The organism is Ruegeria sp. BJ5 (assembly GCF_056537865.1).
Genome location: NZ_JBQFSH010000005.1, coordinates 357,301 through 381,056 on the forward strand (window position 1 = coordinate 357,301; position 23,756 = coordinate 381,056).

At 56.9% G+C, this 23,756-nt stretch carries 26 protein-coding genes and 1 tRNA gene; 12 read left to right on the forward strand and 15 right to left on the reverse strand.

From position 1 onward, the window contains the following. Positions 1-3: 3 nt before the first annotated feature. Positions 4-411 (reverse strand): hypothetical protein, encoded by a 408-nt coding sequence (locus ACR0NY_RS17315; RefSeq protein WP_170369647.1) that lies wholly within the window; start codon positions 409-411, stop codon positions 4-6. Between the two features lie 85 nt (positions 412-496). On the opposite strand from ACR0NY_RS17315, the gene ACR0NY_RS17320 reads away from it, so the two are divergent. The 5 genes from ACR0NY_RS17320 to ACR0NY_RS17340 all read left to right on the forward strand — a co-directional run bounded on the left by ACR0NY_RS17320 (position 497) and on the right by ACR0NY_RS17340 (position 3,967). Then, on the forward strand, positions 497-1,093 hold the full coding sequence (locus tag ACR0NY_RS17320; RefSeq protein WP_170369645.1) for a TetR/AcrR family transcriptional regulator: 597 nt from the start codon (positions 497-499) through the stop codon (positions 1,091-1,093). 29 nt (positions 1,094-1,122) lie between these two features. Beyond that, positions 1,123-1,425, forward strand: a complete 303-nt coding sequence (locus ACR0NY_RS17325) for a chorismate mutase (RefSeq protein WP_170369644.1) — start codon at positions 1,123-1,125, stop codon at positions 1,423-1,425. A gap of 44 nt (positions 1,426-1,469) precedes the next feature. Further along, positions 1,470-1,862, forward strand: coding sequence for an outer membrane protein assembly factor BamD (locus ACR0NY_RS17330; RefSeq protein WP_170369642.1), 393 nt, complete (start codon positions 1,470-1,472; stop codon positions 1,860-1,862). A gap of 390 nt (positions 1,863-2,252) precedes the next feature. Next, positions 2,253-2,936, forward strand: coding sequence for a hypothetical protein (locus ACR0NY_RS17335; protein ID WP_170369640.1), 684 nt, complete (start codon positions 2,253-2,255; stop codon positions 2,934-2,936). Positions 2,937-2,956: 20 nt separating this feature from the next. Continuing rightward, entirely contained in the window at positions 2,957-3,967 is a 1,011-nt protein-coding gene (locus tag ACR0NY_RS17340; RefSeq protein WP_170369638.1) for a TniB family NTP-binding protein, read from the forward strand. Between the two features lie 226 nt (positions 3,968-4,193). Here the strand turns inward: ACR0NY_RS17340 and ACR0NY_RS17345 are convergent, their stop codons facing one another. Beyond that, a complete protein-coding gene (locus ACR0NY_RS17345) occupies positions 4,194-4,946 on the reverse strand; it encodes an outer membrane protein (protein WP_170369637.1) in 753 nt (250 codons plus the stop codon). Between the two features lie 1,255 nt (positions 4,947-6,201). On the opposite strand from ACR0NY_RS17345, the gene ACR0NY_RS17350 reads away from it, so the two are divergent. After that, positions 6,202-7,305 carry a hypothetical protein gene (locus tag ACR0NY_RS17350; RefSeq protein WP_174825054.1) on the forward strand — a complete coding sequence of 368 codons (1,104 nt, stop codon included), beginning with the start codon at positions 6,202-6,204 and terminating at the stop codon, positions 7,303-7,305. Positions 7,306-7,426: 121 nt separating this feature from the next. Here the strand turns inward: ACR0NY_RS17350 and ACR0NY_RS17355 are convergent, their stop codons facing one another. From ACR0NY_RS17355 to ACR0NY_RS17380, 6 genes are all read right to left on the reverse strand, one after another. Continuing rightward, positions 7,427-8,329, reverse strand: coding sequence for a hypothetical protein (locus tag ACR0NY_RS17355; protein ID WP_170369635.1), 903 nt, complete (start codon positions 8,327-8,329; stop codon positions 7,427-7,429). A 105-nt stretch (positions 8,330-8,434) separates the two neighbouring features. Then, the gene (locus ACR0NY_RS17360) at positions 8,435-9,079 is read right to left on the reverse strand and encodes a recombinase family protein (RefSeq protein ID WP_170369633.1); all 645 of its coding nucleotides are present in this window, start codon (positions 9,077-9,079) and stop codon (positions 8,435-8,437) included. 145 nt (positions 9,080-9,224) lie between these two features. After that, positions 9,225-9,869, reverse strand: a complete 645-nt coding sequence (locus ACR0NY_RS17365) for an HNH endonuclease (protein ID WP_170369631.1) — start codon at positions 9,867-9,869, stop codon at positions 9,225-9,227. A 761-nt stretch (positions 9,870-10,630) separates the two neighbouring features. After that, positions 10,631-12,226 carry a site-specific integrase gene (locus ACR0NY_RS17370; protein ID WP_170369630.1) on the reverse strand — a complete coding sequence of 532 codons (1,596 nt, stop codon included), beginning with the start codon at positions 12,224-12,226 and terminating at the stop codon, positions 10,631-10,633. 80 nt (positions 12,227-12,306) lie between these two features. Then, positions 12,307-12,382: transfer RNA gene (locus ACR0NY_RS17375), tRNA-Val, on the reverse strand. A gap of 77 nt (positions 12,383-12,459) precedes the next feature. Continuing rightward, a complete protein-coding gene (locus ACR0NY_RS17380) occupies positions 12,460-13,713 on the reverse strand; it encodes an aminotransferase class V-fold PLP-dependent enzyme (protein WP_170369628.1) in 1,254 nt (417 codons plus the stop codon). A 240-nt stretch (positions 13,714-13,953) separates the two neighbouring features. On the opposite strand from ACR0NY_RS17380, the gene modA reads away from it, so the two are divergent. From modA to modC, 3 genes are read left to right on the forward strand one after another with little or no spacing between them, the layout of a single operon-like run. Next, positions 13,954-14,730, forward strand: coding sequence for a molybdate ABC transporter substrate-binding protein (gene modA, locus ACR0NY_RS17385; RefSeq protein ID WP_170369626.1), 777 nt, complete (start codon positions 13,954-13,956; stop codon positions 14,728-14,730). A 4-nt stretch (positions 14,731-14,734) separates the two neighbouring features. After that, positions 14,735-15,427 carry a molybdate ABC transporter permease subunit gene (modB, locus tag ACR0NY_RS17390; RefSeq protein WP_170342025.1) on the forward strand — a complete coding sequence of 231 codons (693 nt, stop codon included), beginning with the start codon at positions 14,735-14,737 and terminating at the stop codon, positions 15,425-15,427. After that, on the forward strand, positions 15,424-16,521 hold the full coding sequence (modC, locus tag ACR0NY_RS17395; RefSeq protein WP_170369624.1) for a molybdenum ABC transporter ATP-binding protein: 1,098 nt from the start codon (positions 15,424-15,426) through the stop codon (positions 16,519-16,521). The genes modB and modC overlap by 4 nt, the downstream gene beginning before the upstream one ends. 9 nt (positions 16,522-16,530) lie before the next feature. Here modC and ACR0NY_RS17400 read toward each other — a convergent pair whose 3' ends face one another. The 3 genes from ACR0NY_RS17400 to ACR0NY_RS17410 are packed head-to-tail and all read right to left on the reverse strand — an operon-like array spanning position 16,531 to position 17,043. Beyond that, positions 16,531-16,707, reverse strand: a complete 177-nt coding sequence (locus ACR0NY_RS17400; RefSeq protein ID WP_244952465.1) for a hypothetical protein — start codon at positions 16,705-16,707, stop codon at positions 16,531-16,533. Between the two features lie 39 nt (positions 16,708-16,746). Then, positions 16,747-16,899 (reverse strand): toxin-activating lysine-acyltransferase, encoded by a 153-nt coding sequence (locus ACR0NY_RS17405; RefSeq protein ID WP_244952466.1) that lies wholly within the window; start codon positions 16,897-16,899, stop codon positions 16,747-16,749. Positions 16,900-16,914: 15 nt separating this feature from the next. After that, complete coding sequence (locus ACR0NY_RS17410; RefSeq protein ID WP_302478027.1) at positions 16,915-17,043, reverse strand: hypothetical protein; 129 nt, start codon at positions 17,041-17,043, stop codon at positions 16,915-16,917. A 192-nt stretch (positions 17,044-17,235) separates the two neighbouring features. Here ACR0NY_RS17410 and ACR0NY_RS17415 point away from each other — a divergent pair, with 192 nt between their 5' ends. Continuing rightward, a complete protein-coding gene (locus ACR0NY_RS17415) occupies positions 17,236-17,646 on the forward strand; it encodes a hypothetical protein (protein ID WP_170365228.1) in 411 nt (136 codons plus the stop codon). A 4-nt stretch (positions 17,647-17,650) separates the two neighbouring features. On the opposite strand, the gene hemF is transcribed toward ACR0NY_RS17415, so the two are convergent. The 4 genes from hemF to clpS are packed head-to-tail and all read right to left on the reverse strand — an operon-like array spanning position 17,651 to position 20,728. After that, on the reverse strand, positions 17,651-18,535 hold the full coding sequence (gene hemF / locus ACR0NY_RS17420) for an oxygen-dependent coproporphyrinogen oxidase (protein WP_170342021.1): 885 nt from the start codon (positions 18,533-18,535) through the stop codon (positions 17,651-17,653). A gap of 8 nt (positions 18,536-18,543) precedes the next feature. Next, a complete protein-coding gene (locus ACR0NY_RS17425) occupies positions 18,544-19,344 on the reverse strand; it encodes an SDR family NAD(P)-dependent oxidoreductase (protein WP_093963056.1) in 801 nt (266 codons plus the stop codon). Between the two features lie 37 nt (positions 19,345-19,381). After that, entirely contained in the window at positions 19,382-20,347 is a 966-nt protein-coding gene (locus tag ACR0NY_RS17430) for a class I SAM-dependent methyltransferase (RefSeq protein WP_170342019.1), read from the reverse strand. A 39-nt stretch (positions 20,348-20,386) separates the two neighbouring features. Next, a complete protein-coding gene (gene clpS / locus ACR0NY_RS17435) occupies positions 20,387-20,728 on the reverse strand; it encodes an ATP-dependent Clp protease adapter ClpS (RefSeq protein WP_170342017.1) in 342 nt (113 codons plus the stop codon). A gap of 92 nt (positions 20,729-20,820) precedes the next feature. Here clpS and ACR0NY_RS17440 point away from each other — a divergent pair, with 92 nt between their 5' ends. Further along, positions 20,821-21,522, forward strand: coding sequence for an HAD family hydrolase (locus ACR0NY_RS17440; RefSeq protein ID WP_170369622.1), 702 nt, complete (start codon positions 20,821-20,823; stop codon positions 21,520-21,522). A 306-nt stretch (positions 21,523-21,828) separates the two neighbouring features. After that, positions 21,829-23,202, forward strand: a complete 1,374-nt coding sequence (locus ACR0NY_RS17445; RefSeq protein WP_093963052.1) for a D-alanyl-D-alanine carboxypeptidase family protein — start codon at positions 21,829-21,831, stop codon at positions 23,200-23,202. The last annotated feature ends 554 nt before the right edge of the window (positions 23,203-23,756 follow it).

Genomic DNA, 23,756 nt, shown 5'->3' on the forward strand with positions numbered 1-23,756 from the left:
CCATCAAACCTGTCCCGTAGGTGCGGCCGGGCGTTGGCGTGTTTCATCAGCTTGACGGGACGCATTTAGGACGCGGACAAAGATCACGATGGCTGCAAACTGCCCGAGCACCACGGCGGGCCAGATCAATGCGAACTGCGCGTCGAAATACTTCTGCGGCCCGAACGATACCAGCGCCATCAGCGCAGCCATCACGCTCAGGCCACGCCCGACAGCGTTCGTGAGCGGCTGCACGATCATTGCCGACAGCGCGATTGATACCGAAGCGCCAAGAAACGGGGCGATGCCAAACAGCGGAGTCGCAATCGGCGGATGGGGCCGGATGCCGGCATAAAGCGCGGAAAGCATGATGAGTTGCAGCAGGATCAGCGTGGCCAGTGCTGCAAGGGCCTGTCGGTCGTGGTGAGACATTTTTCCTCCAAAAGCGTAATTTCAGTTACGGTTGCAAATATCCGTAATTGCCGTTACGGACTATGTCAACACGCAGGAGACATGAATGCGCAAAGAAAAGAGATCACTGCGCCAGCGACAGATCGAAGACGCCGCCTATGAGGTGTTGGAGGCCAAGGGCTACGGCGGCACATCGATGCGGGACATTGCGAAACAGGCGCGGGCGTCGAACGAGACGCTTTACAGATGGTATGGCGACAAGCAGGGCTTGTTTCAGGCCCTTGTCGCGCGCAATGCGGAAGAGGTGAAAGACCATCTCGCATCGGAATTGGAGACCGACCACGACGCGCTGTCCATCCTGCGCACGCTTGGCCCGAAGTTGTTGACCCTGCTCACTGGAGACAGGGCCGTTGCACTGAACCGGGCAGCGGCGGCAGACAGTAGCGGAGAATTGGGCGCCGCGCTGTCAAAGGCGGGACGCGAGGCGGTGTTCCCGCTTTTGGAACAGGTGTTTCTGCGCGCCCGGGAGGAGGGCGTGCTCAACTTTGAGCACTCTGGCGAGGCTGTGGCGCTCTATCTCGATCTCTTGATTGGCGATCAACAGGTCAGGCGCGTCATCGGGCGCCTGCCGAGTCCATCGAGAACCTTTTGCCAAGAACGGTCTGAACGTGCCGTCAAACTCCTCTGTAAACTTCTGGGCTAAATTCAATAAAAACCAAAGGAATTCAAAACATGACGACCCTCATCGCGCCCAAGGCCTGCCAGACCATGACCGATCTTCGCGCGCAAATCGACGCAATCGACGTCGAACTCATAAACCTGCTCGCCACGCGAAGCCTCTATATCGACCGGGCAGTGGACCTCAAGAAAATCGAAGGTCTGCCGGCGCGTACCACAGATCGTGTGGCTGAGGTGCTGGACAAAGTTGGCTCAACCGCGTCCGAAAAGGGTCTGGACCCGGACCTCGCGCGCAAGCTTTGGGCCGAGCTGATTGAATGGTCGATACGGCGCGAAATCAGTGAGCTTGGTGAATAGAGCCATTCGGAAAGACCAAGGGCGAAACTGGTGGGGGCGGCCATTTGAAACTATTCCGGAATATCAGAGCCGCGGGTGTCTTCCACAAGGCTGTGAAGTCAATGCAGGCTGGGGATTACCCGGCTGTTCTTGACCGCTTGGATGGGTTCCAAGCGCAACCATATTTCATGGCCAAGGCGGAACTGTTTCGCGCAATGGCGCGGCATCGGCAGGAAAGGTTTGCAGATGCGGTTCACCACTATGACAATTTCCTGATCAATCATCTCGCGGACATGCCGCGAAAGGACCGTCCCTACGTGGAAGAGTATGCGAAATTCTTCAGAAGCCGTGCCCAAGCGAGAATTGATCCGTCAACGCCGCTGTATTCATCTCTTGAAGAACTGAGAAAGCATGCGGCCTCGGCACCATTCCTTACCAGGGCTGAATTCTCAGTCTAAACCCCGGGCAGGTGCCGACGGGTCTTGAAGGAGCCTGACCTTCGATTGAATGCGTCAAAAGGAACCTTTGCCTGCGGGCCGGGGTTCCGCGCTCGCGAACAGGTCTTTTCCAACAGAATCGGCCGTTTATGCCATTTGGTTGCCGATTTCGAAGCAGCAGCTTCGCCTCGTATGAGTGACCATCACAATTTGCGGACAACTCAAGGCTTTTATGCCATCGAAACTGAACGATCGAAGACCACACGAAGAGGCGTGCGTCACGGATGATGCGCTTGACCTGCTCTTCGTCATCTTTATCGCCGAGTACCACAACACGCCGCACCGGGGACTGAATGGAAAACGCCTGCGACGGCTTGGGAAGAACTGACCCAGGATATCGCTTATGATCCAATGCAGATCCCAAGTCCGCAGGACCTTCGTGAAGCTAGTGGGTTCTCGACCACTGCAAGGGTAACGCATGAATGCATTCGCTTCGCCGGTACGACTTACCTCAATGAATTTATTCGGAACGATCGCAAAACACGGGTAGCAGATCGGGTCGCCGCTCCAGATGGAACGGTGGAAATCATCGTCGATCCGATGGACATGGGTGCCATCTCCGTAGTGGGTCATGGTGATACGATTTCCGTTCCTGCATTGGACAGCTCATTGCGTGGGAAGACCCTTCGGCAGTGGCAGGAAGAACGCCAGCTGAGGCGTGCCGAGGCGGCTTTGGACGGCCAACGTCGCAGTGGCGCGCGTGACGAAGCACAGCGGCTTCGCGCGGAACTCGTCGGCAAGATTATGCGTGGCAACGACATGGGCATGACCGGCTACACCCAAACCGAATTGGATCGTGCGAGCCTCGAGTTGTCTTTCGGAAAGGGCTCGAATGAGGAACCTTTCGTCGGACGGGATGAATATCAAGATCCTGTCCACGGGGACTTCGAGATTGCCGCCGATGACATGCATGATGAAGGAGAATTGGCGCAGGAAGATGCCATCGGAGACGAACACAGGGTCAACTCGGTGGTTCTCCCGGACGAGCCCGGAAGTCTTGATCGTTTCCGGACCAGCAAGAAATTCTCCCGGTAGATGTGAGGGGAGGGATAGTCATGCCATCGACAATCGACGCAGAAAAATTCGCCGCACTGAGAAGCAAGGCGCGGTCAAAGATCGACTTTGAAACCGAGTTTTTCGAAACGGAGGACTTCAAAAAATTCAGGGATCGTATTTTTAAGGTTTTGGTCGAACGGGAAAAGCGGCTTAGCCGCGGGTATACCGAATTGCGCGGCGCAGCGTTGATCGGTCCGCCGGGAATTGGCAAGACGCGCATGGTCAGGCGCATTGCCGCCGAATTCAAGGAAGTCGTCGATGCCACAGGCGGGCTGAAATACGGGTCGTTGATTTGGAGTGTCACGGTACCAAGTCGGGCAACTGTAAGAGAGACCTGCGAACTGATTTTGCACGATCTGGGCTATCCGATCTCCGCTCGTCGTGATGAGGGCTACCTTGTCAGTTTGGTTGTAAATAGGCTCCAACAAAAAGGGATTGCAGCGCTTCATCTCGATGAGGTTCAAGACAGCGGTCGCTATGTGACAAGCGATAGCATGAAGCACTTTACCGGTAGGTTCCGCAATTTCATGCAGAAAGAAGCTTGGCCAGTTTCAGTAATCATTACTGGCACAATGGAAGCAAAAACAATCATCAATCAGGATGGGACATTGCTACGTCGGGTCGAGCCGATCGAGGTTCTTCCGATGACCTTTGGCAAAGACGGTCCGCTAATCAAACGCTCCATCAAAGAACTGTTGGAGAAAGCGGGGCTTGAAGATGACGGCTTGCTGGACGAAAGCGAGTTTATCAAGATCCTGATGCATGCATCGGCACAGCGTTTTGGCATGGCGATCGAATTGTTTATCGGTGCGACTGGCATTACGAAGAAATACGAGAGCCAAAGGCTCGGTATCGAGCATTTCGCGGAGGGATACTACGAAAGGATGAACTGCGATGATGCGCTTAATCCCTTCCTCAGCCATGATTGGCGAAGCATCGATACGACGATTGCGATGGACAGACACATCAAAGAATCACGGCAGACCCGCAGGAAACCGCGGCAGAGATAACCCGCCAAGATCAAAGCTATTCAAGCCGCTCAGGGATGAGCGGCTTTTTTCTTGAGAATATCGAAGAAAACGAACGGTTCACAAATGTCGCAAGACAGAATCTAGGTGTCGTGGGGCCGGAAAAGAGAATGACGCACCGAAAATATTATCGTTTTATTACAATGGGGTGATATTTATTAGGAACGGACTTTGGATGTCGAACGTCACCTAGTGGGTGGCAAATGCCCTAGAATCGGTAGGTTGCGCCAATCACCGGGCCGGATTGGTGGAAGCTGAAGTCATTGCCATTGATGTCGTGATCAAAGGAAATGTAGCGGTACCCGCCACGTAGCAGCCAGCGGTCGTTGATCGCATAGTCCGCAGTCAGCAGGACCTGCCAGGTTTCGCTGTCGCTGCGGAACCCGCCATAATCCAGGAACCCGGTTCCCGACCATTTGTCCGAGAACGCGACCCGGGCACGGACGCCGATCACCGGATCGGTCCAGCTGCTGTCGACCGAGGTCTGATTGCCGGGCGCTGTTCCGGGCAACAGGTTGAACTTTGTTTCCGTGCTGAACCATCTGAACCCGCCAGCCAGATCGACGCTGGCTGTTGGCGTTTCGAGGACGCGGTAGCCGACATAGCCACTCAGGAACTGGGTTTTGAACGAGGTGTCCAGACCCGAACTTGCCGGTCCCGGAGTCTCGTTCGAGAAGGACAGGTTCGTATAGTTGTAGTCCGCAAGGAACGACCAACGGCCGTTCGACGCGGCAAACGTGCCCATGAAAGCAAGGTCTAGGTTTTCCAGCGCGTCAGAGAAGCTGAGCGTGCCATCCAAGGTTCCGGCGGGTGTGTCCAGCGACACTTCGGTTTCAGGGGTGAACAGGTAGATCGTGGCCGAATAGGACCAGTCGGATTGCTGAGACAGTGCCGATGTCGCTGCTGAAATCGCCAGCGACAGGCCAAGCATCAGGGGTTTCGCGATCCGTACCGTCTTCATGATGTCCCTCCGGTGAGCCCGTTTTGGCTTTGACCCACAGTAAAGGAGGTTGCCGGCAAACCAAAATAGTATTTTGATTTGTGCATGCGTCGGGGGCGCGCCGGAAATGGCAGGTCATACCCGCACAAATACTGAAGACGGAGAAGAGGTTGGGATGGTGGGTGATGAGAGACTCGAACTCTCATGACTTCACCGAAAAGTCCTTTTTTTAAAGCGCTTTCCAGGCGCCGCCTTGATGATGATGTACTACTCAAATGTACCGACGGTCAACATTCGTCGGCTGGCCAGCATCAACAATCGAAAGCGCGTAACCTAACCAGATAAGACGCTTAGGGGCTTTGTGAGGAACGTAGTTCAGTCCCGAACCCACTGAAAAATGGCTTAACTGAGGGTGTTCCCCAGTATCTTTGCAACTCGAGATTTGCTGCTAAGTATCCATTGCGACAAGTTGCTGCTTGGCTCTGCTTATCAACAATTGTTAGTCTCACTTCGAAACCGTTTGAGAGTTATTGCGATATTGCTTACTTTCAGGTTTCAAAAAGCAAAAAGCAAAACTTGGGATAGTGGAAAATGTTCAAGCGACTAGTTTTCGCCGGGGTACTTCTAGTGCTTTCGGGCTGCGCTGAGTCAATAATGCAATCATATGTCGGGCGAGACATTACAGACGTAATACTCGACTACGGTCGGCCAGATAACGTGGTAAAGCTCCCAGATGGACGTTTTGCGTTTCAGTGGAGCAACACGACGTCTTACACGGCACCAACGACAACAAATGTATACGGCTACGGAAACAGCGCCACTGCCTACACGTACGGCGGCGGAACGACTTATTCGGAGTGTCTTTACACTTTGTTCGCGAAACCAAATCCACAAGATAGCTTTACAGTGATCGGCTATCAAAAACCGACGTTGATGTGCGCTTAGTGCGGGCTGTATCGCTAGAGCGGAACTGCTAAAGTACAGGTGGTCCCATTTAGCTTTTTGGCACTCGCAAAAAAGTGTCAAACATGGTGGGTCGCCTGTGTGGCTGACGCGGGAGGCGCGTTGGAGGAAGGCAAGCCTGTGCTGCGCCAATCACGTATCCGAAGTATCGGCGTGGAGGGCAGTTTCTAGTGTAAGCCTCGGCTACACTGTGAAACCACAGTGTGAAAATTGGTGTCGTCAATACGTCTTAGCAGGCTCAAAGAAATCATCGGTTAAACTCACATAGCAGAGTAACTTGTGGCTTGGAGATCGACGAAGGAGTACTAGCACGTTGGAATACCCTAAGTTAGCGATACTATTGTTTTTTTGGACACTTTTGGCTTCTGCTGCCGGAGCGCAAACTGGCAAGGTGCCGAAATCTAATAATCACATCGCGGGTGGTCTCTCGATAGTTGAGTGGAACGGCGTCAAGGCGCTGAAACTATCTGGCCGAATAGAACATGGAACAACTAAGAAATTCAATGAGCTGTCCGAATTTGCGGAACCCGCGGCGCATGGTCTACCCATACTCTTATTAGACAGTCCCGGTGGAAGTGTGATGGAAGCGCTAATTTTGTCGGCCGCTCTGAGAAATCGCCCATTTCATACTATTATTCCAAATGGTGCGAGTTGCGCATCGGCTTGTGCGTCAGTTGTATTCATTGCCGGCCAATATCGAACGATGGAACCTTTTGGTATGTTTGGTCAGCACTCATGCGCGGTGGACGATTTGCCAGATCAAGAGTGCAACGAATTACTTGCTCAACATGCATTTCAACACGGCGTTTCACATGGTGCGGTGGCTGCATTTGTGACTGCAACTCGACCAGAAGACATGCTTTGGTTTTCAAGGGAAGATATCGATGGATGGGGTATTTCGAGATACCCTGGAACAGAAAATACTGACTTCGAAAAAAGCGAACCAAGAGCGATACAAGCGTTTCTCGGGAAGAAACCTGAACCACAAAAATTCTGGCGACTGGACAATTGGTTCCGAGGGTGGAGAGCTTTCTATCGTCCCGTTGCCGATGACGAGCGAGAAATGCAGATCAATCAGTTCTGCATTGAGGAAGTTCCTGGGACGCTGTTTCTCTCTATGGAGATTCACGGTCCTTTAGAAGCAGTAAAGCAGGCTGTGAATACTGTAGAGTTGAAGTCCAGTGCTTTCGCCCTTCAGTACGATAGGCCCTATGTCTTTGAGATGGACAAGCGTGTAAGCGCAGTCAGTATTGCGATCCCAACTGAGTACGTTAAGAAATGGCTGTTGGAGGTTTCAGATTTTGAGTTTCGTATTAACACTAACGAGCCTTATGATCCGATCGTAGCCTGGGGAAATCTTGAAGGTAGCAGGGAAAATCTCATTTTTGCCGCCAACCATTGTGATTACAAAGAGTAATCAGGACTAGGTGCGCTTGGTATTAGATTTGTTCAAGCTGGCGAAAGACTTTGAATAGTTCCGTAAGAGTAGCTTTGGAGCGTTCCCTTGGGCGGTTATTCTACGGTGATGCGTTACGAGTTCAGGCACGGCGGTCATCGACAGCCATCTTGATTTTCATGGCATAGGCTACCTCAGGCAAGGATCGCTCCTCCTTGCTGGCGCTAACCGTCGCAACTAGCGTTCTGAGCGCCTCCTTTCCCGCCGTCAACGAAGCAGCCCCTAATCCGCCTGACAGATAAGCTGCTCCAATGGTGGGTACTCCTTCCTTCCAGAACGAGTAACCAGCCTTTCGGAGCTGCCGAGTGGTGTGTGAAGATACTGCCTCCTCAATGAGCCGGGCCTTGGGAGCCAATTTAAAAGCAACCTCGCTTTCCGCCCACCTCAGTGCGTCTTCATAATCACCCTCTTTCAACCTATCGTATGCCTGTTGCGCTAGAGCTGACGCTACCTCAAGATACTGTAGTCGTTCGTCACGAAATTCTTCTTTCATCCTTTTGATTTCCTCATCTGCGAGTAAGTCAAAGGACACATTCGGCAGCATGACATCTAACCCGACCGAGGCTAGACAAAGAATAGCAGTTTGCGCGTTAAGCCCGTTGTCCGCTAAGTGCGCTTTATGGATTAACGGTGATGGGGAGAGGACAAACTCTCGATTAGGCACAACCAAGCCTGACATTGCACCCGTCTCAGGGTCTACGGGTTTTTCCCATGCCCCTTCCTCCAAGTAGACTAAAGCGGGTTGCTGGGGGGCATTTGATTTCTCTGGGTAGAGGTTACGCTTTTTCAACAATTCGATCTGCGCCGGCAAAAGATCATCGACGCTAATCCCTGCGTCTTCCAAATTCCGGTGCTTTAACCATTCTTCGTTGAGGTAGAAAACAGCAGGAGTGCAACTGTCGGCGACAAACCGTACACAACTGTAAAATCTGGGGTCTGGCTTTTTGTGTCTATCGCTTATGTCCAACGCCGCTCTGTGGAACATGTAGACTTCCTCATTTCATCTTTCGTTCCAGTTGTCGCAGCTCCCGCACAGACGCTCAACTCCTGACAGTGTAAATAGACGGGACACAAAAAGGCCCCGCTGTCCTCAGTGGAGCTTATCTGCCCACTTTGCCAGCCCAGCCTCGGCTGCCGCAGGGTCTTTCCTTATTCGAAGGACAGTTTGGCGTGTCAATCCGGTGACCTTACTGATCTCTGATGCACCGGCCCCTTGGCCCAGCATTTCCATGACAACTTCAAACATCACCCTGTCATAGCTCGGCTTCTTGCCCCGGTATTTGGTGCCGTCCTGCGTTGCAGCGGCTATGCCAGCCTTCTGGGCCTCCTTGGTTGCTTCCGCTTGCGCCTGTGCGGTCGCGGCCATGAAGGCAATAAGCGCGTCTCTCACAGCTGCTTGCATGGGGTCCTGCGTGGTGCCATCGAAGGTCAGGCCGTTGATCACGGTCTGCACTACGACACCCTGCCTGATGAAATGGCGGATCGTGTCTGTGACGTCTTGGTAGTTGCGACCTAGACGGTCAACCCAGCGCACCACTAGCGTATCCCCATGGCGCAGCTTGTCGTACAATCGCTTGCCCTCTGGTCTTTCCTGCAGCGTCGTACTGACACCTGACACCCCATGGTCGGACACCACCTCGTCAATCTTAAACCCAGCAGCCTCAGCTTGTGCCCGCTGATGGTCAAGTGTCTGGTCAGTAGTCGAAACTCGTGCATAAAGGATGGTCTTGCTCATGTCGCCTTGGTGTCCGTTTAGGTGCTGTACGTTGATAATTGTGTACGTTGAAGTAAGTCAACCCTTACGGACAGTCTTTTTTCAAGACGCGCTGGTGTACGTGGAGGTATACCCGTAAGGACACATGCTGACCGTCGTACTGCTATTAGGAGGATAAGAAGATAGCCTGGTTGTGGTAGCTTATGCTTGCGTCAGATATGCAATGACCGACTGCGTTTTTCAGAAGTGACTTCGAAAGAGTGATACACCCAAAGTCGAGCATGGCATGATGGTTTGGGCAGACCACAACTATGTTGTCGGGAGTGTCCGGCCCATTGTGTGGAGCGCCTAAGGGAATGATGTGATGAGCCTCGACGTACTTCTGGCCATTCGGAAGCTCGATGAAGCCCCCGCACATCTGGCACTCGTTGTTGTGAAGCGCCTTCACCTTCTTCGTCATGTCCGTATCACGGATGATGCGGTTCGTCGTGACTTCGAGCCGTACGGCTTCTCCGGTCGTTTCCGGTAGCTCAATGTCGTGAGCAAGCGGAGTTTCCGATATGAGCGCTCTAAGACCCCAAACGCCCATACCTATCCCGTGAACGCTGTAGAATAGGTCTCTATCGCCTTGCCAATTCGAAGAGTCCGAAGAGTTGTATTCAAGTTCTTTGCGGACGACTGCTTCAAGGGATTTGGGGGTGGTGTCATTGTTGCTCACGCGAATTGCGCGGACTTCTTCATACAAACGATCAAGGCTGGTGCTGCCGCCTAAGTTCTGTAACGCAAGTTCGACTGAATCCCGCCATTTCATTTCAATGTCCTTGTGAAAAAAACAAGTTACCGCAATGTCCTACGCAGATCACAGTGAACGCTGCAGTGTCAACGATGAGTAGGAAGTAGCTGCGCCAGAGCGCCTCAGAGCCTCGGTAACGTGCAGATGTGCATTTGCCGGTTCCTTCAACGTCGCTGTGTGGGGCGATCACCCTCTGTCAAAGGCATAGTTGGTAAACGTGTCGCAACCCATTTCGCTCTACCATACGACCGAAGACCCGGTATGGGGGAACTATCGACGACCACGTTATATGGGTAAGGCTCTCAGATTTTTGCAGCGGTTTTGCTTGGCTGACCGATGCCAGCTCTATCGCTGCTGACACTAGCGTCAATGTCGTCGTGGTGGTCAAACTTCAAGTTGTCTGCAGCAGGCATAGCTTGAGCTTTGAGGATGTGGTTAATGGGTCTTTCCTCCACGACGAGGACGACCCAAGCTTCAGCAATAGCTTAAGCTATCAAAGCTACCTAGCTTCAGATGCATCCCCAGATGCCCCCCTTACCCCCCAAAGCTATCGGCTAAGTGATCGGCAAGGGAGGTCTGGCGACTAGCATCGAAGCTTCAGCTTCAGATTGCAGTTGCCCCAGAGAGGCCCCCGCAGCACGTATTTGTCTGCAATGGTGGCACCCAACTCCAAACCGACTGTAGAGGCTCTGAGCGACTCTGTGAGGCTCGATTGCGGCTCTCGGCACCCTACCCAGCTGAAGCACCTGAAAGGCCACTCAGTGACTCTCTCAGCGGCTCTATTGGGGCAGGAATGAAGGCAGCTTACGCATCTCTGCCGCCAATCCGGGTAGCATAGCGTCGCTCTTGCCATACCCTTCAGCTGACCGCCCAGTCGATCGTCCTGTGATGTATGTCTTCGCGCTATCCGAGATACCCGCCCTCAATGCCAAGTCTTCGAACAGATGCCTCCACCCATGGTTGGGTGCTAGGTCTTTTCTTTTAAGCTCAAGCTTGCCTCGTACCCACCCAGCTACGTTCCCTTGTGATCGCCGGGGGAACAATCTTTGAGTGGGGTTGCCGCTGTGCGTCTGCACGAACTGGATCAATCCCTCAGTTATGAGGTCAGGGTGTACGGGAACAGTCCTCTTGCTGTGTTGGTTCTTCAGTGTTTTCCCGCCCTTCGTCGTGATCCGGTAGAACCAGTCGTCAGCGGACTGGAAGAAGTCATCAGGCGTTAGCTGCGCAACCTCTTCAATCCTAGCGCCCGAGTAGGCGCACATCCACGGCAACCATCTAAGCTCCGGCTTCGTCTCACACCTCGCCGCTTCCAGGACCAACTTCGCCTCACTCAACCGATATGTCCGATCAGCGCTGTTGACCCCTTGTCGCTGCGGTAGCTCAACTAGTTCCAAGGGGTTGCCGTCGGGGAAAAGACTACCGAGGGCATGACGACGCGCCCACTCCACAACCGTCCTTACGTTCTGCAAACGCTGGGCTATCGTCGAGTTAGATAGCTTTCCCTCGTCCAGCATGGTCCACTTCCAATCATCAGCCTGTCGTGCTGTCAAAGTGTCTATTCGTTTGCTCTTTCGGTGTTTCGCAAACTCGTCAACGGCTCTTCGAAACTTACGTTCTGCACTGGAGGACATGGGTTTGGCATCTCTGCCTGTGGATCGGCGACGTACTTCCTGGTCGATCACGTCGTCGAACGTAACTCCTCCGTGCTCATCGCGAACGCCCGGGTGTTGTTTGGGTTTCGGCACGTATTTTGGGTACTTCTTGAGAGTATCTATTTCCGAGTAGTCGCCCAATGCCCTTGCTAAATTGACCCGGCTGACATCTTCCATGGACACAGCTATGCGTTGAATGAGGCGGTCGCGAGACTTTTCATCCACTATCAGACCTCGCCTTGCCAATTGAGCATCCGCTAACCCGCCAAATCGATACTCAATGTCTTTAGCCTTGGTCTGAGGTGTCGGGATTGCCAAGGGATTGCTCATGCCTTTTTTGGCGTGGGCATCTAGGTTTGCCACCCGTTCCCAAATCTCAGGTGATCCGGGTTCTTCTTCCAGTACTTGTAGGAACGTAGCTACGACTTCACCTGCCAACGCAACGGTTTCCTTATGGCTCAAGCTAACTGGCCCGTTTCTCAGGGAATCCCAGTATGTCTCTAAGGCGGCAAGAGCTGCGGCGAAGCGTTTCTTGGCCTCTGGCCAGTCTTTCGTCCGCAGCGAGACTTTGGCGTGAGTCGTTAGCTTTATCTGACAGGCACTATCGCCAATAGGCAAAACAACTGCGGAGCCTGAAGCAAGTTTCACAACGTCCCGTGGGACATGAACTCGTAGATAATATGTCGATCCGATCAGTACAGGCTTAGGCATCGCGTGTCTCATCGTGTACCACCTCTATGTACCAGTTGAGGCGGCGCAAGACCCTGCACAGAAATAAATATTGCAAGATCAATGAGTTGGGATGGTGGGTGATGAGAGACTCGAACTCCCGACATCTTCGGTGTAAACGAAGCGCTCTACCAACTGAGCTAATCACCCGTGAGGGGGGATTTAGCCAAGCTGGTGGGCCGGCGCAAGAGGGTCTTTCAGAATTTCTGCGCCGGTGGCTGTGTGTCTCAGGGATTCATGTCCTTCAATGCGGTCAGCAGCTGCGCAACTTCGTGCTCGGTGTTGTAGTGGCACAGCGAAATCCGGATGCAATCGGACAAGCCCAACGGGTTCAGCACGTTCCCGCTGTAATGGTCGGCCTTGCGGGTGTGGGTTCGGATGCCCTGCGCGTTCAGGCGCGAGACCACGTCGGCCGAGGGCATGTCGCGGACCACGATCGACACCAGTCCTTCGCGGGCGGGGTTGTCTTCTCCGGCCAGAATCGCGACGTGATCCATATCGCGCAGGCCGGGCAGGTTGCCCACGCCGTTGATCATCGCGTTGGTCAGATGGGTCTCATAGGCATGAATCGCCTGGCCGGCGGCCTCGATTCTGGTGCGTTGGTCAGGGGCATCCGACACCTGGCCGCCCAGCCAGTCGAAATAGGCAACCACGTCGGACATCGTGGCGTAGGCGCCGGTATCGCGCGTGCCGAATTCCCAACCATCAGCTGGCGCGTCAATCAGTTGGTCATGGGGCAGGGCGGTCAGCCGGTCGGAGATCCAGGCAATGCCGTAGCCATGCCGGGAAAACACTTTGTAGGGTGAAATCGCATATCCATCGACTTCATAGCTGTCGATATCCAACTGTCCGTGTGCTGCGTGCTGGATGCCATCGACAATGATGAAACAATCCGGCGACACCGCCCGGATCGCGCGCGAGATTTCAGCCACGTCCATTCCCATTCCCGTCACCGGCGAAGCGTGCAGGATCGTGGCGACCGCGACGTCCGGTGTCATGTGGGCCGAATAATCTGCGGCAGTAACCAAACCTGTCGCGTCGTTATGCGGCACGTTCACATAGTCCAATCCGGCAAGGCCCGCCCAGCGGCGCGCGGCGCTGCGGCTGGCGGGATGTTCGATCGAGCTGCCGATCACCTTTGCCCCTTTTGGCGCATTCACGCAGGCCGTGCGGATCATGCGGAACAGCAGCTCTGTTCCGCTTTCACCCACGAAGAACTGCCCCGAAGGCGCATTCATAAACACGGCAAGATCTGCTTTGGCACGGTTGATGATGTCGACCAACGCGTGACTGGCGGGATTGTCCCGCCCCTGATTGTCCGGGATGGCCGCAAAACGGGCCGAGGTTTCGACCACCGAGTTCAGGGTCAGTGCGCCGCCGGCATTCTCGAAAAAGATGCGGGGACCCTGAAAGGGGCAGTTGTCCACATGGGCAAACCGCGCGCGAACGGTGTCGATCAATCCCGGGGTTTGGTGCAGCATGGTGTACGTCCTGTTTGGTTCATGCCCAGACTCGTCTTGCGAGCGCGCGACATCAATTTCATTTGCGACAGATTGCGGGTTTGGGATGCCGCCTTTTTCTCTGGGCTTACTCTTTCGACGCCGGAAAGACCAATTGATTCCGGACTCTGCATAGCACGCCGGCGGGAATACACCTTGCCTGCGGCCCGCTGCCTCCGATATGCCAAAAGCAATGCGACCGCCCGAACAGGAGAGCCGGGGATGCAGTTCGACACATGCCGCCGTCTTGTTGCGGTTGCCGCCCTTTGCGGCGCGTTGGTTGCCCCGGTTCGGGTTGCGGCGGCTGAGGTCCTGGTGTTCGCGGCGGCCAGTCTCAAGACCGCGCTGGACCAGATCGCTCCGGAATTCGAGGCCGCGACAGGTCAACAGGTTACGGTTTCCTTCGCAGCCTCTTCCGTTTTGGCCCGGCAGATTCAGCTGGGCGCGCCGGCCGATCTGTTTATCTCTGCCAATACCGCCTGGATGGATGTTCTTGAGCGGAACGGAGACATCGACCCGGCGTCGCGCGTCGATCTTGTGGGCAACGGGCTGGTGCTGATTGCGCGCGCAGGGCAGCCCAGCGAACAGGAGCTTACGCCGAACTTCGATCTGAGAGGCCAATTGAAAGGCGGCTATCTGGCAATGGCTCTCGTTGATGCGGTTCCCGCCGGAAGCTATGGCAAGGCCGCGTTGACTGCTCTGGGCCTGTGGGACGATGTTCAGGATCAGGTGGCTCAGGCCGATAACGTGCGCGCGGCGTTGGCGCTTGTCGCAAGTGGCGCGGCACCAATGGGTGTTGTCTACCGATCCGATGTGCAGGCCGAGGCCCGGGTGGATGTGGTCGGAGTTTTCCCTGAAGGCACGCACCCGGTGATCGTCTATCCTGCGGCCCTGACCGCGACCGCACGGCCTGAGGCGCAGGTCTTCCTCGACTACCTGCAGAGCGAACCGGCGACCGGCATATTCAAGGCGCAGGGTTTCACCCTGCCGCACGGATAGCGCCATGGGTTGGTTGGGCCCTGCCGAGATCGAAGCGTTGCGACTGTCTCTGCGCGTCTCTTTCTGGGCGACGATCGTTTCGCTGCCACTCGGTATATTCGTGGCCTACGCACTGGCCCGCTGGAGGTTTCCCGGTCGACAAGTGCTGAACGGTCTGGTGCATCTGCCGCTTATCCTGCCACCGGTCGTGACCGGTTATCTGTTGTTGCTGACCTTCAACGTACAAGCCCCGGTTGGTCGGGTGCTGGCTGATCTGGGCGTCGTTGTGGCCTTCCGCTGGACCGGAGCCGCACTGGCCGCCGGGATCATGGCATTTCCGCTGATGGTTCGGGCAATCCGCCTGTCGATCGAGGCGGTTGATCCAAAACTGGAGCAGGCGGGAGCGACGCTTGGGGCATCGCAACCTTTTGTCTTTGTCACCGTGACTTTGCCTATGATCTTGCCGGGGATCATTGCAGGGGCAATCCTTGCCTTCGCAAAGGCGATGGGCGAGTTCGGAGCCACGATCACCTTCGTGTCGAACATTCCGGGCCAGACCCAGACCTTGCCGTCGGCGGTTTATGCTTTCCTTCAGGTGCCGGGCGGCGAGAGCGCCGCGATGCGGCTGGTCATCATCTCGATCGTCATCGCCATGGGGGCGCTGCTTCTGTCGGAATATGTGGGGCGTCGCGCTGCGGCCCGGGTGGCCGGAACATGAGTCTGTCCGTGCAGATAAGACACCGCCTGCCGGGCATTGACCTGGACATCTTGTTTCAGGCGCCGCGGGGTGTGACGGTTCTGTTCGGACGATCGGGGTCTGGCAAAACCACCATCGTGGATGCCGTGGCCGGTTTGCTGCGCCCCCAGGCTGGGCGGGTCGCGGTGGATGATTGGGTGCTGTTCGATACCGAGCAAGGCCATTGGCTGCCGCCGCATCGCCGCCGGCTGGGTTATATCTTCCAGGAAGGCCGCTTGTTCCCGCACCTGACCGTGCGCCAAAACCTGTCGTACGGCCGGTGGTTTGCTCCCCGGGACGCGCGCCGTGAAAACCCCGATCACGTGATAGAGATGCTGGGCATCGGCCACCTGCTGGACCGTCGCCCCGCCCACCTGTCGGGCGGTGAAAAGCAGCGTGTCGCCATTGGCCGTGCTCTGCTGGCAAGTCCGCGGTTGATCCTGGCCGATGAACCTCTCGCTGCGTTGGATGAAGCGCGAAAGGCCGAGATCCTGCCCTATTTCGAGCGATTGAGGGACGAGGTCTCGGTGCCGATTCTCTATGTCACGCATTCTGCGGCCGAAGTGGCCCGCCTTGCCACCTCGGTCGTGGCGCTGCAGGACGGCAAGGTGCTGCGGCAGGGACCGGCCTCCGAAGTGTTGGCGGATCCTTCGGTTGCGCCGACAGGTGTGCGGGCTGTGGGTGCGGTGCTTGAGGTCACTGTGGCCGCGCATCACGAAGACGGCCTGACGGAATTGGCGGCAAACGGTGTCCGACTGTTCCTGCCGCGCATCCCGCATTCGGTTGGCGATGCGCTTCGGATCCGCATCCCCGCCCAGGAAGTCATACTGTCGGACCGAAAGCCCGAGGGCCTGTCGGCGCTGAACGTCCTGCAGGGCACCGTCGAGACCGTGCGCGCGGGCGAAGGGCCAGGGGCGATCGTTTCGGTCCGAACACCGGCGGGCACGCTGCTGGCCCGTGTGACGCGCCGGTCGGTCGATGCCCTGGCGTTGCAGCCCGGCAAACCGTGCCACGCGGTCGTCAAGACCGTAGCGCTGGCACCGCAGGATGTCGGTGGACGGGTCGCCAAATCTTAGGCGGCAGGGTCAATCACCCTGTTCTTTCAGAAGCTGCGAGAACTCTTTTTTCCGGTACAGTTTCATGTGGACCTTGCCGGCCTCATCCCGGGTCCATTCGACGATGCGGTTTCGGGTCATGTCGCTGTCCATGCGGTTCGTGCGCACCCTCGGATGCGGAATCTCGCGTTTCAGAATCTCGACCATCTGGTTGGTCTGTCCGAAAGGTGCGACCAAATCGACGATTCAGAAAGATGAACCGCTGGTGAAATCAGTATCCATCAAAGGCTTTTCCTGCACCGCATATCGGTATTCCGCTTCAGGGCTGAGCCCGGCAAAGGTCACGAAACCGCGCGGGAATCCGTTTTGGCGAAAGATGTGATACTGCCCCAGCCGCAAAGGCGTTTCGAATGCTTACAGAACCTGGGCGAGGCTGCGTTGCTGGTGGGTTTTGGTCAGCCCGGCAAGGTAGAAGAGCGCGCCGAAATCGGCGTATTTCTCGGGAGAGACATCAAACCAGTCCTTTGGAAATTTTCTGCTCAAACCTGACCTCAACCCCTTGGGACATCGGCAGTATATCGGGCAAAGTCTTGAAATGGTACTTGTTTTCTGTCGCCGCCGAAGCTGAGAGGGCGTGTGGGCGCGGCCTGTTTCCAAAGGTGACCGGGTTTGGCTTTACTCAATGGACATGCGGCCTATGATTGGCACAACCCGGTTTTTTGGCGGATAGTTTTGATGAAGCATTTGATTTCAGCCCTGGTTCTGTCTGCAACACTGTTGGCTCCAATTGCCGCACAAGCTGTCGGGTTCGGCATCGGCGTCCGCCCGACCTACCGCACCGAGATAAGATCCGTAGGAGACGGTGTGTACGAGGTCAAGGCAATCGGGTCGTCAGCCCCTGTCAACTACTGGTGCGGGATCGGCGATTTCGCCATTCGGCAGTTGGGTGTCCCCGGTTCGCAACGGATCTACATCTGGAGGGCTTACGAGCCGGGTGTCCGAACCGTGCAATTCTCGTTGAAGCCGCCGCCGGGCGTGGATACCACCCCCGGCTATTCAATCACCGTCAAGCGGGTGGGCGAGAACATGTCAGCGTCCTCAGCGCAGAACTACTGCTACGACAACTTCATGGATTTCGGGTTCTAACGTCTCAGACCCACTTGGCCAGCGGCGGCAGGCTCATCAGCACGGCGTCGGGGTCATGCCCGGTTTCCAGGCCGAATTTCGTGCCCCGGTCATAGACCAGATTGTATTCGGCATAGAGCCCGCGGTGCACCAGCTGGGTGTTTTTGTCTGCCTCGGTAAAGGGTTGGGTCCGCCGCTTTTTGATCAGCGGCAGAAAGGCCGGCAGGAAAGCGCGGCCAATGTCCTGTGTCAGCGCAAAATCCGCCTGCCAGTCGCCGGTGCAGTAGTCGTCCATGAAAATGCCGCCCACCCCACGCGCACGCTTGCGGTGCGGAATGTAGAAATACTCGTCTGCCCATTCTTTGAGCCGCGGATAGTGACCCGGCCCGTGCGGGTCTAGATGCGCTTTTTGCGTGGCGTGGAAATGGGCCGTGTCCTCGGCATATTCGATGCAGGGGTTCAGGTCTGATCCACCGCCGAACCACCAAGCATGCGGGGTCCAGAACATGCGGGTGTTCATGTGAGCGGCCGGTGCGTGCGGGTTTTGCATATGCGCCACAAGGCTGATGCCCGAGGCCCAGAACCGCGGGTCGTCTGTCATCCCGGGGATACCCTTGCGCGCGGCCATTGCCTGTTGCGCCCTTTCGCCGAGCGTGCCGTAGACCGTCGAGACATTGACACCGACCTTCTCGAACACGCGGCCGCCGCGCATGACCGACATCAGCCCACCACCCGCGTCCGAGCCGTCCTCGGACTGGCGTCGGGTCTCCTTGACCTCGAACCGTCCGGCGGGGGCATCGGAAAATGGCCCCACCTGGTGGCTGTCTTCCAAAGCCTCGAAGGCCGCGACGATTTCGTCGCGCAACTGGCGAAACCAAGTCGAGGCGGTGGATTTTTCCGTTTCAAACATCGTCAGGCTCAATGCGCGGGAGCGGCAACCGGGTCCAGAAGGGTCCGTCCACCGTCGATTGTGAGGACTTGCCCGGTAATGAACGCAGCCGCGTCCGAGGCAAGGTATTGCGCCGTTTCGGCCAGCTCGGCCGGGGCGGCAATGCGGGCCAGTGGGGTATGATCCTCAATGTCCCGCCGATAGTCCCGATTGTCTTTCAGGGTGGCCTGCAGTGACGCGCTCATGACCGACCCCAACGCAATCGAGTTCACGCGGATCCGATGAGGCGCAAGCGCCACTGCAAGGGACCGGGTCAACTGGTCCTGCGCGGCGCTGGAAACCGAATAGGCCAAAAGGCCTGGATGCGCGCGCTGACCGGCGATCGAGGACAGGTTGATGATCGAACCATTCGGCCCGTCTTCCTGATCCTCGGATTGTTTGATCATCCGCTTGGCCACAAGCTGGCTCAGCCGCAGGGCTGGCATCAGGTTCTGGTTCAGAAGGGTGCGAACCGAGTCGTCTTCCAGGTCCAGCGGATCCGTCGAGATGACCTGTCGCGCTCCGTTTACAAGAATGTCGACCTGATCGAATGCATCCAGAGTGGCCGAAAGGAGGTTGGCGATCGTCAGCTTTTCGCGCAGATCACCGGCGAAGTAGCGGACGTTGCTGTCATCGGCCTGTTCGCCCAGTTCTTCGGCCAGACGTTTCTCGTCCATGTCGGCGAACATCACGTTGGCGCCCGCGTCGGCGAAGTGACGGCCGATGGCAAGGCCGATGCCGTTGGCGCCTCCGGTGACGATGGCGGTCTTGCCGGCTATGGAAAAGGACATGTGTTTCCTCCTGAGTCGCGGCGCAGGTTAATCGGCTTCACCGCCGAGGGCGAGAGGCGTGGAATACCTTGAACCGGTTGTCGCCTGCAATTTCCTCGACCCGCGCGAAAGCGTCAGTCAAAGTCGTTTCGTAGGGGAGATGCCGGTTGGCGACCATCCACAAGTCGCCCGAGCGGGACAGGTTGCGCGCGGCGGCGGTGATGAACCCGCGCCCCAAGCCGGGATCGGCGCTGCGCGAAGTATGAAATGGCGGGTTCATAACAACGGTGTCCATGGGTTCTGGTGCAGACCATGTCACCGCATCTGCCCAGTGGAACTGTGCCCTTGGGTCGGGCACGTTGATACGTGCGCATGTCAGGGCAGTATGGTCGGCTTCGACAAGATGAATCGTGCGTACAGTGTCACCCTGCAGCAGCCCGGCGGACAAATAGCCCCATCCGGCACCCAGATCGGCGACCCGAGGTCCAAGCCCTGACGGAAGGGTCTCGCGCAACAGTGCCGAAGCAGGATCGACCCCGTCGGCCGAAAACACCCCGGGCGCGGTTTGGAAGCCGTCCGCCATCTGTCCTGCGGGCGCGGCCCAGTCTGCAAATGCGTCGGGGTCGGCCTTGAACCAAAAGATCTTGCCATGCGCCTTGGCGATGGGGCCCTCGATCTCGACCCGCTTGCGAATGTCCTTCAACAAGCTGTCCACGCCATCTGTCTTGGCGCCATCCACGACAACCGTTCCCGAGGCCCGGCTGCACGCATGATGTATCATGGCGCGTGCCTGTGCTTTGGCGCGGGGCAGAAACAGAACCACGTCTTCACAAGCGCTGTCGGTTTCGGGCACAGTTGCAAAGCCGCGGTCCCGGAAATGGTCGTGGAACGGTTTGAAAGGTTGAACAACCTCGACACCGTTCGGCAGCGCCGACAGGTCATGATCCGGCGTCGGTCCAACGACCGATATCGGTTCCGACAGGGTCAGGCCCGAGTCGAGGGCGAGAGACAATCGTGAGGACATCAGAGCGGGTTGAAGGGGGCAGAGTCGCGCGTCGCGGCCCTACTCCTCTTTCTCCATGGTGCACTGAAGCGGGTGTTGATGCCGACGAGCGAAATCCATCACCTGCCCAACCTTGGTCTCGGCAATCTCGTGGCTGAATACGCCGACCACGGCCACACCTTTCTTGTGCACGGTCAACATGATCTCGAAGGCCTGCGCATGGGACATCCCGAAGAACCGCTCGAGCACATGAACCACGAATTCCATGGGCGTGTAGTCGTCGTTCAACAGCAGCACCTTGTACAAGGGCGGTCGTTTGGTCTTGGGCTTGGTCTGAACAAGGATTGACGTGTCGCCATCGTCTTCCGATTTGCCAGCCATCATCCAACGGGCTTCAATCATGTCGCGAGATTTTCCGATTCACACTTCGGGTCGTTTCAGGGCTTATATAACGTCGACCCACCCAGAGGAAAGAGCAACCGGGCGGATTCGAAATGGATGAAAACCTGACCATCGTCGCTTTCGACGCTGACGACACCTTGTGGCACAACGAGCGTTTCTTTCAGCTGACCCAAGCGCATTTTGCTGCGCTACTGGCGGATCATGCGGACCGTGTCCATCTGATGGAGCGGTTGTTGGCGGCCGAGAAGCGCAACATCCGCCACTATGGGTATGGCATCAAAGGTTTCGTCCTGTCGATGATCGAAACCGCAATCGAGGTGACGGAAGACAAAGTCCCGGCCAGGGTCATCCGCGAACTGATCGAAGCCGGGCAGGAGATGCTGTCCCACCCGATCGAGCTGTTGCCTCACGCGCGGGAGACGGTCGAGACAATCGCAGGCACCCATCGCATTGTTCTGATCACCAAGGGTGATCTCATTGATCAAGAGCGCAAACTTGCCCAATCGGGATTGGGTGAACTGTTCGACGCGGTCGAAATCGTGTCGGAAAAGACGCCCGATACCTACCGCGAAGTCTTTCGGCGGATGGGGCAGTCACCTGCCGGTGCCATGATGGTCGGCAATTCGATGCGGTCGGATGTGGTCGCGCCGATCCAGGCGGGGTGCTGGGGCGTGCACGTACCGCACGGTCTGGTGTGGGAGATCGAGCAGGCCGAGATCCCGACAAGCCATCCCCGTTTCCGGGAGATCCGCGATTTGGGAGATCTTCCTGATCTGGTCCGGCAGATTTCCTGACCTGTGACAGATTGGCCCCAGTTTCAAACTTTTACGACGAAGCCGCGCCAACTTTTTGACATCTTCGCCGTTTTGGTGGCGGCCATCCGTTGGGCCGCAACATCTAGACGCCACCGAGCGGAGCCGCTGCCGCGGATTTTTCAGCTTTCGGTTTATTTCAACAGTGCTGTGTGTTAGCCTCGACCAAATAATCAAAAAGGCTGACCGGGAAAACTCGGCGGCGCGAGGCAGACAGAGGCAAAGATCGTGCAGATTCGGCGGATAGTTCCGGCGCGGGCGGGCTTGCTCGTAGCCACAGTGATATGGATGGCGCTGGTCCTGGCGACTCAGGCGCTTGCGGCTCCTTATGCGGCAATGGTCATTGACGCCAGAACCGGTGAGGTTCTGCACTCCCGCAACGCCGATACCAGGCTGCACCCTGCTTCTCTCACCAAGATGATGACCCTCTATATCGCCTTCGAAGCGGTGCGGAACGGTGAGATCACGCTGGACACCCAGGTGCGGATCACCAAGGCCGCGGCGGCCGAGCCGCCCTCCAAGCTGGGCCTGCGGGCGGGCCAGACCATAGCGTTCCGTTATCTCATCCGCGCGGCCGCTGTGAAATCGGCCAATGACGCCGCGACCGCGATCGGCATCGCTCTCAGCGGATCCGAGGCCGCCTTTGCGCGCCGTATGACCCGCACAGCCAAGGCCATGGGCATGAGCCGCACAACCTTCAAGAACGCACACGGGCTGACCGAAGCGGGCCATCTTTCGACTGCGCGTGACATGACCACGCTGGGTCGGCACCTGCTTTATGACTATCCTGAGTATTACAACCTGTTTTCACGCCAATCGACACATGCGGGCATCAAGACTGTTCCGAACACCAACCGGCGGCTGCTGGCAGCCTACCGGGGCGCCGACGGCATCAAAACCGGATACACGCGCGCTGCGGGCTTCAACCTTGTTGCTTCGGCCAAGCGTGGGGACAAACGGATCATCGCAACCGTGTTCGGCGGCAAATCCAGCACCTCGCGCAACGCCAAGGTGGCCGAGCTGCTGGATATGGGATTCCGGCGCGCCCCGTCTCGGGCTCCGATCCGCAAACCTGCCCGTCCGGCATATGCCGGAAATACCGGGCTGGGTGGAGCCACCCAATTGGCCAGTGCGGTCCGCGCACCACAGCGCAGCCTTCGACCTGTGATGCGACCCGGGGCTGGGGTGGCCATTCAGGTTGCCGGCGCCGTGGCTGAAACCGCAGCCAAGAACGGTGCACGTATTCAAGACGGCATCGCCGCGGCGATCGCCGCAGCGGATATCGCGCCGACGGCGCCTCCGGTCGAGAATGCCGACACGCGCCCGGCCCTGCGCCCCGAGAACCTTGTGCTTGCATCGACCGAGCCCGCAGAAGTCGTGGCCGAGCCCGAGCAGGAGGTCGTTACCCGTCTGTCCACGTCGGGCGGGCATCTTTGGGGCGTCAATGTCGGGCGCTACACCACCCGCTACGAGGCCGAGAAGGTTTTGCTGAAAACGGCTTTGTCGGAGATGACGACACTGGAAGGCACTTTGCGCAAAGTGAACCAGAGTTCGCGCGGGTTCGACGCGACCTTCCAGGGCATGACCCGCGAGCAGGCGGATCTGGCCTGTCGCCGCCTGAAGGCACGCAATGTCACCTGTTTCATGATCGGGCCATCATAAGGTCCGACGCTCTCTCCTGAATCGTTGCTGGCCGCGAATGGATTTCGCGGCCTTTTTTTGTGCCTTAAATGGGGTGGTCATTCGGTCCGGCCGGAGGCCAATGGCGCTGTGCGCGTCAAGTACATGGGGGAGGCGCAATACGCTGTGTTCGGCGCACCAACGCTTGTGCGTTCCGAGCCGCCAATCGGGCACAGAGTGAGTCGACTCATGGGGCGCGAGTCGAGTGTTCTTGTGGTGATGTCCGGGCGCTTTCGCTATATATAGTGGTCTAGTGAGGTCGGGCTTAGAAACCAGCGGGTCGGGCTTGATCTACGGGGGTGAAATTCCCAACGGTGGAGCTAGGTGGCTGTTGTCTAAGTATATGACAAGCATTGATAAAAATAAAATCAGCAAAAAAGTTCGGCAGTTTGTCATTTTCTGCTTGCGGTGATTTGTAGTTATCCTTAGAACGCCCTTCACCGGCGCTGCTGAGGCGGTGTTGGTTGGTCGGATGGACGGCCTGACGGACTGGAAAGACGGTTGAGACGCCTGGGAGAGACCGGGGGCATCTTGAG

Bases quoted from the DNA above. Each gene is read 5' to 3' on its own strand.
- ACR0NY_RS17315 (WP_170369647.1), bottom strand. From the start codon at position 411: ATGTCTCACCACGACCGACAGGCCCTTGCAGCACTGGCCACGCTGATC.
- ACR0NY_RS17320 (WP_170369645.1), top strand. From the start codon at position 497: ATGCGCAAAGAAAAGAGATCACTGCGCCAGCGACAGATCGAAGACGCC.
- ACR0NY_RS17325 (WP_170369644.1), top strand. From the start codon at position 1,123: ATGACGACCCTCATCGCGCCCAAGGCCTGCCAGACCATGACCGATCTT.
- ACR0NY_RS17335 (WP_170369640.1), top strand. From the start codon at position 2,253: ATGCAGATCCCAAGTCCGCAGGACCTTCGTGAAGCTAGTGGGTTCTCG.
- ACR0NY_RS17340 (WP_170369638.1), top strand. From the start codon at position 2,957: ATGCCATCGACAATCGACGCAGAAAAATTCGCCGCACTGAGAAGCAAG.
- ACR0NY_RS17345 (WP_170369637.1), bottom strand. From the start codon at position 4,946: ATGAAGACGGTACGGATCGCGAAACCCCTGATGCTTGGCCTGTCGCTG.
- ACR0NY_RS17355 (WP_170369635.1), bottom strand. From the start codon at position 8,329: ATGTTCCACAGAGCGGCGTTGGACATAAGCGATAGACACAAAAAGCCA.
- ACR0NY_RS17360 (WP_170369633.1), bottom strand. From the start codon at position 9,079: ATGAGCAAGACCATCCTTTATGCACGAGTTTCGACTACTGACCAGACA.
- ACR0NY_RS17365 (WP_170369631.1), bottom strand. From the start codon at position 9,869: ATGAAATGGCGGGATTCAGTCGAACTTGCGTTACAGAACTTAGGCGGC.
- ACR0NY_RS17370 (WP_170369630.1), bottom strand. From the start codon at position 12,226: ATGAGACACGCGATGCCTAAGCCTGTACTGATCGGATCGACATATTAT.
- ACR0NY_RS17380 (WP_170369628.1), bottom strand. From the start codon at position 13,713: ATGCTGCACCAAACCCCGGGATTGATCGACACCGTTCGCGCGCGGTTT.
- modA (WP_170369626.1), top strand. From the start codon at position 13,954: ATGCAGTTCGACACATGCCGCCGTCTTGTTGCGGTTGCCGCCCTTTGC.
- modB (WP_170342025.1), top strand. From the start codon at position 14,735: ATGGGTTGGTTGGGCCCTGCCGAGATCGAAGCGTTGCGACTGTCTCTG.
- modC (WP_170369624.1), top strand. From the start codon at position 15,424: ATGAGTCTGTCCGTGCAGATAAGACACCGCCTGCCGGGCATTGACCTG.
- ACR0NY_RS17400 (WP_244952465.1), bottom strand. From the start codon at position 16,707: ATGGTCGAGATTCTGAAACGCGAGATTCCGCATCCGAGGGTGCGCACG.
- ACR0NY_RS17415 (WP_170365228.1), top strand. From the start codon at position 17,236: ATGAAGCATTTGATTTCAGCCCTGGTTCTGTCTGCAACACTGTTGGCT.
- hemF (WP_170342021.1), bottom strand. From the start codon at position 18,535: ATGTTTGAAACGGAAAAATCCACCGCCTCGACTTGGTTTCGCCAGTTG.
- ACR0NY_RS17425 (WP_093963056.1), bottom strand. From the start codon at position 19,344: ATGTCCTTTTCCATAGCCGGCAAGACCGCCATCGTCACCGGAGGCGCC.
- ACR0NY_RS17430 (WP_170342019.1), bottom strand. From the start codon at position 20,347: ATGTCCTCACGATTGTCTCTCGCCCTCGACTCGGGCCTGACCCTGTCG.
- clpS (WP_170342017.1), bottom strand. From the start codon at position 20,728: ATGATTGAAGCCCGTTGGATGATGGCTGGCAAATCGGAAGACGATGGC.
- ACR0NY_RS17440 (WP_170369622.1), top strand. From the start codon at position 20,821: ATGGATGAAAACCTGACCATCGTCGCTTTCGACGCTGACGACACCTTG.
- ACR0NY_RS17445 (WP_093963052.1), top strand. From the start codon at position 21,829: ATGGCGCTGGTCCTGGCGACTCAGGCGCTTGCGGCTCCTTATGCGGCA.